This window comes from Mediterraneibacter catenae (genome assembly GCF_008691045.1).
Lineage (GTDB): Bacteria > Bacillota > Clostridia > Lachnospirales > Lachnospiraceae > Mediterraneibacter > Mediterraneibacter ornithocaccae.
The window spans coordinates 12833-25539 of the sequence record NZ_VMSO01000010.1 but is presented as its reverse complement, the minus strand read 5'-3'; the positions used below and the strand labels follow the sequence as shown (position 1 = coordinate 25539).

The window sequence follows — 12707 nt, the reverse complement described above, 5'->3', positions numbered from 1 at the left end:
TTACTTTAAACTGATACTATTTATTATAGACGAAATCAGGGTGAAAGCAAAGAAAAAGAATAAAGGAATGACATTTGTCATATCTCTTCGTGACACTGTACACTACAGAAACGTCAACGCATGCTGTATCCTTGCATTATAAGACAACAACAGGAGGAAATTCACATGATAAAGATAGAAAATCTTGTAAAACGGTACGGCAATATAGTTGCACTGGATCATTTTAACCTGGAAATAGAAGAGGGAGAGATATTCGGACTTCTCGGACCGAACGGCTCGGGGAAGACGACGGCAATCAACTGCATGCTTGCCCTTCTGAAATATGACAGGGGCAGCATCCGGATTATGGGGCGGGAGATGACGCCGGACAATTATGACGTCAAACGACAGATCGGGATTGTCATGCAGGATGTGGCGGTTTTTGATGAACTGAACGTCCATGACAATATCGATTACTTCTGCAGTCTCTATATAAAGGATAAGAATAAGAGAAAAGAACTGGTGGAAGATGCGATCCGGTTCGTCGGTCTGGAAGACTACAGAAAGACATACCCGAAGAAACTCTCAGGAGGCCTTCTGCGGAGGCTCAATATCGCCTGCGGGATTGCCCACAAGCCCAGACTTATCATTCTGGATGAGCCTACCGTTGCGGTAGATCCCCAGAGCAGGAATAAGATCCTGGAAGGAATCTGCGAGCTGAACCGGCAGGGATCCACGATCGTGTACACCTCACATTATATGGAAGAAGTGGAGCAGATCTGTACAAGGATCGCCATCATGGACCATGGCAGGAGCATAGCGGTGGGGACAAAGGAAGAGCTAAAGAGCATGATCAAGACAGGGGAGACAGTGACCATCGAGGCGGTAATCCTGGATCAGGAGGATCTGACGGATATCGGCAATCTGCCCCATGTCTTTGACGTGAGATATGAAGAGCAGCGGCTTATAGTCAGATGTACCGGGGCAAAACATAATCTGATACACATTCTGGGTATCCTGCAGGAGAAAGATATCCCGTTCGGAAGAGTGTTCTCAGAACTGCCGACACTCAATGACGTGTTCCTCGAGATTACTGGAAAGCAGTTAAGAAACTGAACAGGGAGGAACGGATTATGCGGGAAATGATAAAATACAGCTTTCTGGCAAAAATAAGAGATTTCAGCCTTGTCTTCTGGCCGCTCATTTTCCCTTTTGTACTGGCCACAGCTATGTATTTTTCTATCGGACAGATGGAAGAGGCGGATTTTGAGACGGTCCGGGCGGCTGTGGTAGTAAAACAGAATGCAGAAGAGGATGTGTTTTCGGATTATCTGTCGGAACTGGAAAAAGACGACAGCGGCCTGATCAGTATACAGGAGATGTCAGAATCAAAAGCTGCCGGCGCGCTTGCAGACGGAGAGATCGAAGGGATCTATTACAGCGGGGACACTCCCGTCCTGACAGTGGACGGCAGCGGATTTCCTCAGAGTATCCTGCAGATGATCCTGGAGAGCTACCTGGAAGGAAAACAGACACTTGAAGATATAGCGAGGCTGCACCCGGAGGGAATGGAAGCTGCAGTACGGCAGATGGCGGATTACAGCTACGTGACGGAAGAAGTATCGCTGGGCGGCAGGACGACAAATACAACGGCGCAGTTTTTCTATGCCCTGATCGGTATGTCGTGTCTGTACGGATGCTTTATCGGTTTCCGGTCGGTCATGGAACTTCAGGCAAACTTATCGGCACTTGCGGCAAGACGGTGTGTAAGCCCGGTGCACAGGATGCAGTGGATACTCTCGGAGACAGCAGTATCCTTCGGAATCCATTTTGTAAATATGCTGCTTCTGCTTGCATATATGAAATACATCCTGCGCCTGGAGTTTACAGGCACATATGCAGGCATGCTGCCGGTGATATGCATCGGAAGTCTGATCGGTGTTACGATGGGGATGTTTATCACGAGTATCGGGAAAATGGGTGAGGGAGTGAAGATCGGCATTATGATAGGTGTTTCTATGACTCTGAGTTTCCTTGCAGGTCTGATGAACGCAGATATCAAAAATGTGGTGGACCGGAATGCGCCCCTGTTAAACCGGCTGAATCCTGCAGCTCTTATATCAGACGCGCTGTACTGCCTGAACGTCTATGATGCACCTGAGAGGTATATACAGGATCTTGTAATCCTGTCTGTGATGTGTGTGCTTCTGCTGGCAGGGACATTTGTGATCATAAGGAGGGAACGGTATGACAGTATTTAAGGCATATATGAAGATCGCAAAAAAGAATATCTGGCTGATATTAATGTATATGGGGATTTTTATTGCAGTCACGGTCATGTTCCAGGCATTTGCCGGAGACAGGGAGCGGGAGTATACAGCGCAGAGCGTGTCCGTGGGGGTGATCACTGAAGACCGGGGGAGTGCGGCGCAGAGCCTGATACGCTATATTGGGAGCATAAACGAAGTGACCGAACTGTCAGATGACAGGGAAATACTTCAGGAAAATCTGTTCTATCGGAATGTGGAATATATCGTGAGGATTCCGGATGGATTCATGGAGAGGTGTATCCTTGGGGACGAAAAACTGCAGGTGACGACCGTGCCGGGAACTTATTCGGGATATTATGTGGAACGGCAGATAACGAATTTTATTAATTTTGCAAGAACCTATGCGGCAGCAGGCTTTTCAGAGGAGGAGATCAGTGACGCGATGGAACAGCGCGAATCGGCCCAGGTGGAACTGACCGGGCAAAATGGGGGAGGGGCTGAGCAGGCCTATGCATTTTACTACAGGTATCTGCCGTATCTGATCCTGTGCGTGCTCTGTTACGTAATGGGCTATATCCTGATGGGATTCCGCAGAGGAAGCCTGCCGGACCGTATGGCAGCGTCTGCGGTTCCGGCCAGAAGACAGAAGCTGGAAGGACTTCTGGCTTCCGGAGTGATCGCCATTGCTCTGTGGGGAATATGTATTCTTCTGAGCGTGGTGATTTACGGAAGCGAATTATTGGACAGCGGAAAAGTTCACTTGTATTTTGCAAACTCATTTGCCCTGCTTCTGTCAGCGCTTGCACTTGCATATCTTGTCGGCAGTCTGGTGAAGAATTCCGATGGCCTGAGCGGTATTGTCAATATCCTTTCTCTCGGGATGTGCTTCACATGCGGTGTGTTTGTGGAAATGGATCTTATGAGCAGCGGTGTGAGGAAAGCAGCACAGTTTCTGCCGGTGTACTGGTATGAAACAGTGAACAATCTGCTGTCAGACTATAAAACAATATCAGGAAATATAATGCCAGAAGTGATGGGCGGCATAGGAATCCAGCTTGTGTTTGCTGTGGCATTTGTGTGCGTGACACTGGCAGTTTCGAAGAAGAGGTCTTGACTTTTCCTGTATCTTTCCTTTATTCTTAATGAGGTGAATATTGATAAGCTGTAAGTACGGCAGGGCAGCGGGGCTGTCCTGTCGTTGTTGAGCGTTGTTGTATATGACGCGCATGGTTTTTAAGGAGGAAATAAAATGGGTGGATTTTTTGGTGTTGCATCGAAACACGACTGCGTGCTGGAGCTTTTCTATGGAGTGGATTATCATTCCCATCTCGGAACGAGAAGGGGAGGAATGGCAGTCTACGGCAAAGAAGGCTTTAATCGTGCGATCCATAATATAGAGAATTCTCCGTTTCGAACGAAATTCGAGAGGGATGTGGAAGAACTGAAAGGAAATCTGGGAATTGGCTGTATCTCGGATTATGAGCCACAGCCGCTGCTTTTGCAGTCTCATCTGGGAAGTTTCGCCATCACGACGATAGGTAAAATCAATAATCAGGAAGAAATTCTGGAAAAAGCATATAAAGATGGAAGATCACATTTCCTGGAGATGAGCGGAGGCCAGATCAATGCCACTGAGCTTATCGGCTCCCTGATCTGCAGAAAAAGTTCGATTGAAGAAGGAATCCGGTATGCGCAGGAGATGGTGGACGGTTCTTTAAGTCTTCTGATTATGACAAAAGACGGTATTTATGCGGCAAGAGACTTGTATGGAAGGACTCCTGTCGTGATCGGTAAGAAAGATGGTGCCTATTGTGTATCTTTCGAGAACTTTGCATATCTGAACCTCGGATATAACCATGACAGGGAACTGGGACCGGGGGAAATTGCATATATTACACCGGAGAGCGTAGAGACACTTGTACAGCCCAGGGATAAGATGAGAATCTGTTCTTTCCTGTGGGTCTACTATGGATATCCTACTTCTTCTTACGAGGGAGTCAATGTGGAAGAAATGCGGTATAACTGCGGAAGTATGCTGGCCAGGAGAGACGGTGACTCCGTGCATCCGGATATCGTGGCAGGCGTGCCGGATTCCGGCGTGGCGCATGCTATCGGATACTCCAATGAGTCAGGCATCCCGTACGCAAGACCGTTCATCAAATATACGCCGACATGGCCCAGATCTTTTATGCCGACGAATCAGAGTCAGAGAGATCTGATAGCAAGGATGAAGCTGATTCCGGTTCAGGCTCTGATCGAGAACAAGCGGCTCCTGCTCATCGACGATTCCATAGTTCGCGGCACACAGTTAAGAGAGACGACGGAATTCCTTTATAGAAGCGGTGCCAAAGAGGTGCATGTACGTCCTGCATGCCCGCCGCTTGTATTTGGCTGTAAATATCTGAACTTTTCACGTTCAAAGTCAGACATGGAGCTGATCACGAGAAGGATCATCCGGGAGCAGGAAGGGGATAATTGTCCGGAAGAAGTACTTGAAGAATATACAAATCCGGATTCATGCAGATATGCGAAGATGATCGAGGAAATCCGCAGGATCCAGAACTTTACGACTCTCAGATTCCACAGGCTGGACGATCTGCTTGCATCTATCGGACTGGAACCATGTAAAGTATGCACTTACTGTTTCAGCGGAAAAGAGTAATATTTCACAGAATGCCCGACAGGAAACGGTTTTCGACTGTTCTGCCGGGCAATACTGTGTCTGCATTTAAATTAATCAGACGGGGGATTGAGAAATGACTGTTACAAAAAAGGAACGTAATCTCGGAATTGACTGGGGAACATTTTATAAGACGGTCATAGGACTTGTAGTTCCCATGGCGCTTCAGAATCTGATCAATGTAGGTGTGACCGCAGCAGATGTTGTCATGCTTGGCGCGGTAGGGGAAACGGCACTTTCCGGAGCTTCGCTTGCAGGACAGGTGCAGTATATTATGACTCTGTTTCTCTTCGGTCTTACTTCTGGAGCTACAGTCCTGACAGCCCAGTATTGGGGAAAAGGAGACCGGGATACTATTGAGAAGATCCTGGGCATGACTGTGAAAGCGGCAGTAGCGGTGACTGCGCTTTTTACCGTGGCGGCGCTGATGATTCCTCAGTACCTGATGATGATCTTTACATCAGATCCTGCCGTGATTGCAGAAGGAATAAAATATCTGCGCATTGTTGCATTTACGTATCTGATGATCGGAGTGACCCAGGCTTATCTCTATGTAATGCGCAGTGTGGAACGGGTGGTCGTGGCGACGGTGGTTTATCTCTGTTCCCTGATCTGTAATATTATTATGAATTCCATTTTTATCTTCGGCCTCTTTGGCCTGCCGGCTATGGGAGTGTCCGGTGCGGCGCTGGGGACTTTGTGCGCCCGTATTCTGGAAGTAATCCTGACAGCAGGATATGCCCGGATTTTCAACAAGGAGATCAAGCTCCGGCCAAAGTACATCCTGCATACGGACCGCAGGCTGTTTCGTGATTTCATGATGTATGCACTGCCGGTAGTTGCAAACGAGGTTATGTGGGGACTGGGAACAGCAGCTAATACTGCGGTCCTCGGACATCTCGGAAGCGCGGCGGTAGCGGCAAATTCTGTTGCGCAGGTGGCGAGACAGCTTGCCACTGTAGTGTCTTTCGGCCTGTCCAGCGCGGCGGCAATTTATCTGGGCAAGACTATCGGGGAGAAAAAACTGGAACATGCCAGGGCATATGCGAAGCGTTTTATCCTGCTTAGTATTGTCATGGGAGTGCTGGGAGGTCTCGTGATACTGGCAGCATCTGCACCGGCTGCTGCTGCTCTTTCGCTCACGGATACGGCAAAAGGATACCTGCGCATCATGTTCTTTGTCATGTCTTATTTTGTGGTGGGACAGGCGTTTAATACGACAATGGTAGTAGGAATTTTCCGCTCTGGCGGAGACACCCGTTTCGGACTGATCCTTGATGTAAGCACTATGTGGGGATGCTCAATTTTGTTTGGGTTTATAGCGGCATTTGTATTTAAACTGAGCGTTCCTATCGTATATGTGATCCTGATGAGTGATGAGATCATAAAGATACCCATTACGCTGTGGCGGTATCGGAGCTATAAATGGCTGAGAGATGTTACAAGATCAGAAGTACGGGAACCGGATTTTTGAACTGTCCAGACAAATGAAGAAGTGAAAACGACAAAAGTCGAAAACCTGATTTAAAATATGTACAAAAGCACCCGCAGTGTGGTATACTACCTCATGTGGCGGTTTCTGGCAGTCTTTGTCAGAACAAGTCTTAGAAAGAAAGAAGGTTGTGAATCATGGCAGAAGAACAGAATACAAATGAATGCACAGAAGAATCCTGTGCAGGCTGTGCTCATGCAGATACATGCAGCAGCAAGAAGACAGACTTCCGTGAGCCGGCGAATATGTACTCCTCAATCAAAAAGGTGATAGGAGTTGTCAGCGGCAAAGGAGGAGTAGGAAAGTCTCTTGTGACTGCATCACTGGCAAGAATGATGAGAGAGAAAGGATATACGGTCGGAATCCTTGACGCTGATATTACAGGACCGTCTATCCCGAAGATGTATGGTGTCCATACGAAAGCCGGGGCAACAGAGGAAAATATCATTCCGTGTACGGCAAAGGACGGCACAAAGATCATGTCTGTCAACCTGCTGCTGGAGGATGAGTCCGCGCCGGTTATCTGGAGAGGACCTATCATCGCAAGCGTAGTGAAACAGTTCTGGACAGATGTTATGTGGGGAGATCTGGATTATCTCTTTGTAGATATGCCGCCTGGAACAGGAGATGTTCCGCTGACTGTTTTTCAGTCTCTTCCTGTGGACGGAGTCGTTATCGTCACATCACCGCAGGATCTTGTACAGATGATCGTGAAGAAAGCGGCGGGAATGGCAGAACAGATGAATATTCCGGTGCTCGGTGTCGTAGAAAACTACAGTTACGTAAAATGTCCGGACTGCGGCAGAGAAATCAAAGTATTCGGTGAGAGTCACATCGAGGAGGTCGCAGCAGAGATGGGCGTTCCGGTGCTCGGCAAGATGCCGATCGATATGGATCTGGCAAATGCCGTTGAAGAGGAGCGCTTCTATGAAGTGACTAATCCGTACATTGGAGATACAGAGCTGTAAGGCAGAGAGATGCTGCTTTCCGGGAAGAAAAATTTCAGTCTGCAGCAAACAGTAATTACAGATATTACCGTTTGTCTGCGGGCTGTTTTTTTGCAGCAAATCAGTTGTCAGGGATGATACATGCTTATAAAGTTACTGCTTTAGCTATCTGAGAAGGAGGAGAATATTTTGAAAGGTGAAAAGATAACTCTTTGGCAGGAGGGGGAATATCACTATCCGGAAGCATACGGCTTTGTTCCATTTATGATAAGTTATATCCATGAAGATGATGAAATCCGTCCGGCGATGATCGTAGTTCCGGGCGGGGCATACAGAAATGTGTCTCCATCAGAGGGACATCTCCCGGCGGAGGAATTCTACCGTGCGGGGTGCAATGTTTTTGTGCTGGCTTACACCGTGAATCTGCTGGATGAGCCGTTAAAACTTCAGCCGCTCAACGATATTTCACGAGCAGTGCGCCTGATCCGGCGAAATGCGGAGAAGTATTCCGTTGATCCGTCGAAGCTGGCCCTGTGTGGATTTTCGGCGGGAGGGCATCTCTGTGCAAGTCTGTGTGTACACTATGGCGATATCATAGATGCGGAGCCGGAGTATCAGTCGATTTCTAACCGTCCGGATGCGGCGGTCCTGGCTTATCCGGTAATCACATCGGGAGAGTATGCGCACAGAGATTCCATAACTGCATTACTTGGGAGTAATCCGTCGGAAGATGAATTGGAATACATGTCGCTGGAAAAGCATGTGACATCAGACACTCCACCCTGTTTCCTCTGGCAGACGGTGACAGATGCTACAGTGCCTGTGGAGAACAGCTATCTGTTTGCGCAAGCGTGCAGAAAAAATGGCGTCCGGTTTGCACATCATGTATTCACAGAGGGAGTTCACGGGCTGTCTGTGGCGACGGAGCGATGGCTGGAGCGGGATTTCGGCGTCCCGTATACGCTCGAGCAGATCCGTATTCTGGCAGAGGCCATATCCGCGGGGGAAACAAAATACCGTCAGGAAAAAGGCGCTGAGATTCTCGCGGATTTTGGCCTGAACGGACAGAAAAAAGAAAAATGGTCACCGGAAATAAAAGAAGAGATAAAAGCGTCACTGAAAGAAACAGGTATCTGGCTCCGCCTTGCCGAAGACTGGCTGGACAGGATATGGGCTGATAGTTTACGGCAGTGCCGATAAAGGGAGGAAGACTATGAGATTACTTTTTATCCGTCACGGAGATCCTGACTATGTACACGATACACTGACAGAAAAGGGACACAGAGAAGCAGCACTCCTGGCGGAGCGTGCCGCAGATCTGAATCTTGGGAAATGTTATGTATCCCCGCTCGGAAGAGCGCAGGCAACTGCCGGGTACAGCATGAAGAAACTGGGGAGCACTGCCGGGACTCTGGAGTGGCTGAAAGAGTTTCCGGCACGGATTGATCTGAATAAAGCACCGGAACTTTTGGAAGCATTTCCGAATGCGAAGATGGAAAGCGGACGATACGTGCCCAATATTGTGTGGGATATAGTTCCGTCATATTGGGCCGAACACAGCGAATGCATGGACCCTGTGCGGTGGAGAGAGTGCGATATTTGCCGCAATTCCGATACGGTAGAAATATATGACTATGTGACAGGCAAATTTGACCGATTACTGGCAGAACACGGATATATAAGATCAGGAAGATGCTACCATGTGGAAAAAGAGAGTAAGGAAACTCTGACATTTTTCTGTCATTTCGGGATCACATGTGTATTCCTTGCTTATCTGTGGGGAGTCTCACCTTTTCTTCTGTGGCACAGCTTTGCGCTGGCTCCCACATCGGTGACTGAAGTGGTAACAGAGGAACGCCAGCAGGGAACGGCGTGTTTCCGTGGGTTGAAGATCGGCGACGTATCTCATCTCGTAATTGGGGAAGAACCGGTCTCTACGGCCGCAAGGTTCTGTGAAGTTTACAGTGATAAGGAGAGACATTAAATCTGGCGGGTGATTTTAATGGCTGACGAAACACAGCCGTACAGAGACACGAAAAGCAGTGTGTGCATAGTATAATAGAAAGACCTACAAGGAGTTCTTTCTGTTATGGCATATGAGACATTTGAGAAAGTAGAGGGGATTATACAGAGCATTAACAGGGGCGATGACTGTTGTTCTATGACAGTTTCGCTGATCAGCGATTCTAATATTGTGAATGTGGTAGTGTCAGGCGACACGACTGTGGTGGATAATGTAAGACTGCGTCCGGGGATGCGTATTGCGGCATTTTATGATACAAATCTGCCCACTCCGGCTGTATATCCGCCTCAATACAGGGCTGAGCTGGTTACATCGCTGAGAAGAGGACAGCAGGTAATATTGGATTATTTCGATGACGAACTTGCATCTGCAGACGGTTCACTGAAGCTGAATATCGGTCCGATGACCAATGTGATGACACTGAATGGTCAGCAATATACCTGCAGACCCGAGAATATGGAGCTGCTCGTCTATTATACAATGACAACATTCAGCATGCCGGCACAGACAACACCTCAGAAAGTAATCGTAATGTGCCAGTATTAACCGGAACACAGAGAAAATAACAACAGCTCCCGGACAGATTATTTGTTTAACCGGGAGCTGTCATTGTGTTATTCTATCAATCGGGAAAGTTTTATATAGAAGGCGCCCAGCGCTTCGCAGTAAGTGTTTGAGATCGGACATATGACGGAAATCTGCCTGTCCGAGATTTGTACTTCGTGATTAATCTGTATAATATAATCGTACATATATTTAAAAAATTCTTTGTTTGTAGGCTTTTTGTTACGGTGCGATCTGCTGAAGATAATTTCAAGCAGTTCAACGTTGTGCGAATGCCATACACAGTTTACGATTGTACGCATGTTCTTTTCTACACAGCTCCAGTTTGTGTGGAAGTGTTTTGCTACGTCGAGATATAATGCCTTCGTGATACATTCGATGCGTTCCTCATCTTCGAGAATGAGCTGGAGACCGTATACTACATAATTATACCCTGTGTAGGAACGGCTGACCCCAAAGGAATCCAGAGTATTTGTGATTACTTTTTCATAATTCATCTGTATGTCCTTTCTTAATTTGAGAGCCTGTTCGCAGGAACACCTTTAATATCGTAAAATGCAGGATTTTGTCAGACAAGGAAAAGCATTCGACTCTTTTCGACCTGTGCGGACAAGTAAGGACAACAGATGAAAATAACCGCTCCAGCCCTGCGGAGTCGATACATGCAGGCTGAGCGGTCATGTTCAGATTAGCTGTTTAATTGTAAGCGGAGTCGGAGGGATTCGAACCCTCGTGCCCCGGAGGGCAAACGCATTTCGAGTGCGCCCCGTTATGACCACTTCGATACGACTCCAGTTCATATTACTGTGGATGCTGTTGAAGCACCCACAGCTTTATTATTATAGCAGACCTAAAGATAAAAGAAAAGACTGAAATTGAAAAAAATTAATCGTTCTCCTCTGTCTGTACAGAGTATGTCTGTCTCTTTCTTGCCATCTCATCACTTTCCAGATACTCATCGTATGTGGTGATCTTGTCGATGAGATGTCCGCCCGGAACAATTTCCATGATCCGGTTTGCAGTCGTCTGGACAATCTGGTGGTCTCTTGATGTAAAGAGCAGCACACCGGGGAACTTGATCATTCCGTTGTTGAGAGCAGTGATTGCTTCCATATCCAGATGGTTCGTCGGCTCATCGAGAAGAAGGACATTTGCTCCGGAGATCATCATCTTGGACAGCAGGCAGCGTACTTTTTCGCCACCGGATAGAACTTTCAGCTTTTTGACACCGTCTTCACCGGAAAAGAGCATACGGCCGAGGAAACCGCGGACATAAGTGACATCCTTTTCCTCTGAATATTGTGTCAGCCACTCTGTGATATTGTAGTCGCTGTCAAATTCCCCGCCGAAATCTTTAGGAAAATATGCCTGCGAAGTAGTAACTCCCCATTTATATGTTCCTTCATCTGGCTCCATCTCGCCGATCAGGATTTTGAAAAGAACAGTTTTGGCAAGTTCGTTGCCACCGACAAATGCAACTTTATCGTCATGTCCGAGAGTGAAACTGATATTATCTAATATCTTTTCACCGTCGATTGTCTTGGAGAGTCCTTCCACTGTGAGTACTTCATTTCCAATCTCGCGGTTCGGACGGAAGTCGATGTACGGATATTTTCTGCTGGACGGCTTGATCTCATCAAGCTGAATCTTTTCCAGCGCGCGCTTTCTGGATGTAGCCTGTTTAGACTTGGAAGCGTTGGCGCTGAAACGGGAGATAAATTCCTGCAGTTCTTTGATTTTTTCTTCTTTTTTCTTGTTTGCTTCTTTCATCTGGCGGATGAGAAGCTGGCTTGATTCATACCAGAAATCATAGTTTCCGGCGTAGAGCTGGATCTTTCCGTAGTCTATGTCCGCAATCTGTGTGCACACTTTATTTAAGAAGTAACGGTCATGCGAGACTACGATCACGGTGTTTTCAAAGTTGATCAGGAATTCTTCGAGCCATGCGATAGCATCGAGATCCAGGTGGTTGGTCGGCTCATCTAAGAGCAGTATGTCCGGGTTGCCGAACAGTGCCTGTGCAAGAAGTACCTTGACCTTCTCCGGTCCGGTTAAATCTTTCATATATTTATAATGAAGTTCTGTGTCAATTCCGAGTCCGTTTAAAAGAGAAGCGGCATCAGATTCAGCCTCCCAGCCGTTCATTGTAGCAAATTCAGCCTCGAGTTCACTTGCCTTAATTCCGTCTTCGTCTGTAAAGTCTTCTTTCGCGTAGATGACTTCCTTTTCTTTCATGATCTCATACAGTCTGGCATTTCCCATGATAACTGTATCGAGAACAGGATACTCGTCATATTTAAAATGATCCTGCTGCAGGAAAGAGAGCCTTTCTCCGGGAGTAATGGCAACCTCGCCTTTTGTCGGCTCAAGCTGTCCGGATAAGATTTTCAGAAAAGTGGATTTCCCTGCACCATTTGCTCCGATGAGACCATAGCAGTTGCCCTCTGTGAACTTGATGTTGACGTCCTCAAAAAGCGCTTTTTTACCTACGCGCAGGGTAACATTATTTGCACTGATCATACTGATTCTCCTTAATCATCTGAAACTAAATATTTGAACAATTACGCATCACCGCCTATATTACCATGGATAACCATAAAAAGGCAAGGGGTTTCCGAATCAATGAAAATTGTATATAATATAAAATAACAGTTCACCCATGCATTGTATATGAGCAGCAGACATGCTTGCATGTCTGTGCGAGCATATACATGCATGGAGTGAGCGCCCGAATACGAGCAAACAAGCGGCG

Annotated in this window: 11 protein-coding genes and 1 tRNA gene; 9 read left to right on the top strand and 3 right to left on the bottom strand. The window is 47.2% G+C overall.

Annotated elements, in window-relative coordinates; genetic code table 11:
- Positions 1-165: 165 nt before the first annotated feature.
- The 9 genes from FNY66_RS09005 (at position 166) to FNY66_RS08965 (ending at position 9937) form a co-directional block, all read left to right on the top strand.
- The gene (locus FNY66_RS09005) at positions 166-1095 is read left to right on the top strand and encodes an ABC transporter ATP-binding protein (RefSeq protein WP_087150873.1); all 930 of its coding nucleotides are present in this window, start codon (positions 166-168) and stop codon (positions 1093-1095) included.
- 17 nt (positions 1096-1112) lie between these two features.
- A complete protein-coding gene (locus FNY66_RS09000) occupies positions 1113-2240 on the top strand; it encodes an ABC transporter permease (RefSeq protein ID WP_150310891.1) in 1128 nt (375 codons plus the stop codon).
- A complete protein-coding gene (locus FNY66_RS08995; RefSeq protein WP_150310890.1) occupies positions 2227-3363 on the top strand; it encodes an ABC transporter permease in 1137 nt (378 codons plus the stop codon). The genes FNY66_RS09000 and FNY66_RS08995 overlap by 14 nt, the downstream gene beginning before the upstream one ends.
- Positions 3364-3498: 135 nt before the next feature.
- Positions 3499-4911, top strand: a complete 1413-nt coding sequence (locus FNY66_RS08990) for an amidophosphoribosyltransferase (RefSeq protein WP_087150876.1) — start codon at positions 3499-3501, stop codon at positions 4909-4911.
- A 94-nt stretch (positions 4912-5005) separates the two neighbouring features.
- Positions 5006-6403, top strand: coding sequence for an MATE family efflux transporter (locus tag FNY66_RS08985; protein WP_087150877.1), 1398 nt, complete (start codon positions 5006-5008; stop codon positions 6401-6403).
- Between the two features lie 155 nt (positions 6404-6558).
- Positions 6559-7389, top strand: a complete 831-nt coding sequence (locus tag FNY66_RS08980; RefSeq protein WP_087150878.1) for an Mrp/NBP35 family ATP-binding protein — start codon at positions 6559-6561, stop codon at positions 7387-7389.
- Positions 7390-7557: 168 nt separating this feature from the next.
- The gene (locus FNY66_RS08975) at positions 7558-8568 is read left to right on the top strand and encodes an alpha/beta hydrolase (RefSeq protein WP_087150879.1); all 1011 of its coding nucleotides are present in this window, start codon (positions 7558-7560) and stop codon (positions 8566-8568) included.
- A gap of 13 nt (positions 8569-8581) precedes the next feature.
- Complete coding sequence (locus FNY66_RS08970; protein ID WP_087150880.1) at positions 8582-9352, top strand: histidine phosphatase family protein; 771 nt, start codon at positions 8582-8584, stop codon at positions 9350-9352.
- Between the two features lie 105 nt (positions 9353-9457).
- Complete coding sequence (locus tag FNY66_RS08965; protein ID WP_087150881.1) at positions 9458-9937, top strand: hypothetical protein; 480 nt, start codon at positions 9458-9460, stop codon at positions 9935-9937.
- 68 nt (positions 9938-10005) lie between these two features.
- On the opposite strand, the gene FNY66_RS08960 is transcribed toward FNY66_RS08965, so the two are convergent.
- The 3 genes from FNY66_RS08960 to FNY66_RS08950 all read right to left on the bottom strand — a co-directional run bounded on the left by FNY66_RS08960 (position 10006) and on the right by FNY66_RS08950 (position 12475).
- The gene (locus FNY66_RS08960) at positions 10006-10452 is read right to left on the bottom strand and encodes a sporulation initiation factor Spo0A C-terminal domain-containing protein (RefSeq protein ID WP_087150882.1); all 447 of its coding nucleotides are present in this window, start codon (positions 10450-10452) and stop codon (positions 10006-10008) included.
- A gap of 210 nt (positions 10453-10662) precedes the next feature.
- Positions 10663-10748, bottom strand: a tRNA-Ser gene (locus FNY66_RS08955).
- Positions 10749-10840: 92 nt separating this feature from the next.
- Positions 10841-12475 carry an ABC-F family ATP-binding cassette domain-containing protein gene (locus FNY66_RS08950; RefSeq protein ID WP_087150883.1) on the bottom strand — a complete coding sequence of 545 codons (1635 nt, stop codon included), beginning with the start codon at positions 12473-12475 and terminating at the stop codon, positions 10841-10843.
- Between the last annotated feature and the right edge of the window lie 232 nt (positions 12476-12707).

Bases quoted from the DNA above. Each gene is read 5' to 3' on its own strand.
- FNY66_RS09005 (WP_087150873.1), top strand. From the start codon at position 166: ATGATAAAGATAGAAAATCTTGTAAAACGGTACGGCAATATAGTTGCA.
- FNY66_RS09000 (WP_150310891.1), top strand. From the start codon at position 1,113: ATGCGGGAAATGATAAAATACAGCTTTCTGGCAAAAATAAGAGATTTC.
- FNY66_RS08995 (WP_150310890.1), top strand. From the start codon at position 2,227: ATGACAGTATTTAAGGCATATATGAAGATCGCAAAAAAGAATATCTGG.
- FNY66_RS08990 (WP_087150876.1), top strand. From the start codon at position 3,499: ATGGGTGGATTTTTTGGTGTTGCATCGAAACACGACTGCGTGCTGGAG.
- FNY66_RS08985 (WP_087150877.1), top strand. From the start codon at position 5,006: ATGACTGTTACAAAAAAGGAACGTAATCTCGGAATTGACTGGGGAACA.
- FNY66_RS08980 (WP_087150878.1), top strand. From the start codon at position 6,559: ATGGCAGAAGAACAGAATACAAATGAATGCACAGAAGAATCCTGTGCA.
- FNY66_RS08970 (WP_087150880.1), top strand. From the start codon at position 8,582: ATGAGATTACTTTTTATCCGTCACGGAGATCCTGACTATGTACACGAT.
- FNY66_RS08965 (WP_087150881.1), top strand. From the start codon at position 9,458: ATGGCATATGAGACATTTGAGAAAGTAGAGGGGATTATACAGAGCATT.
- FNY66_RS08960 (WP_087150882.1), bottom strand. From the start codon at position 10,452: ATGAATTATGAAAAAGTAATCACAAATACTCTGGATTCCTTTGGGGTC.
- FNY66_RS08950 (WP_087150883.1), bottom strand. From the start codon at position 12,475: ATGATCAGTGCAAATAATGTTACCCTGCGCGTAGGTAAAAAAGCGCTT.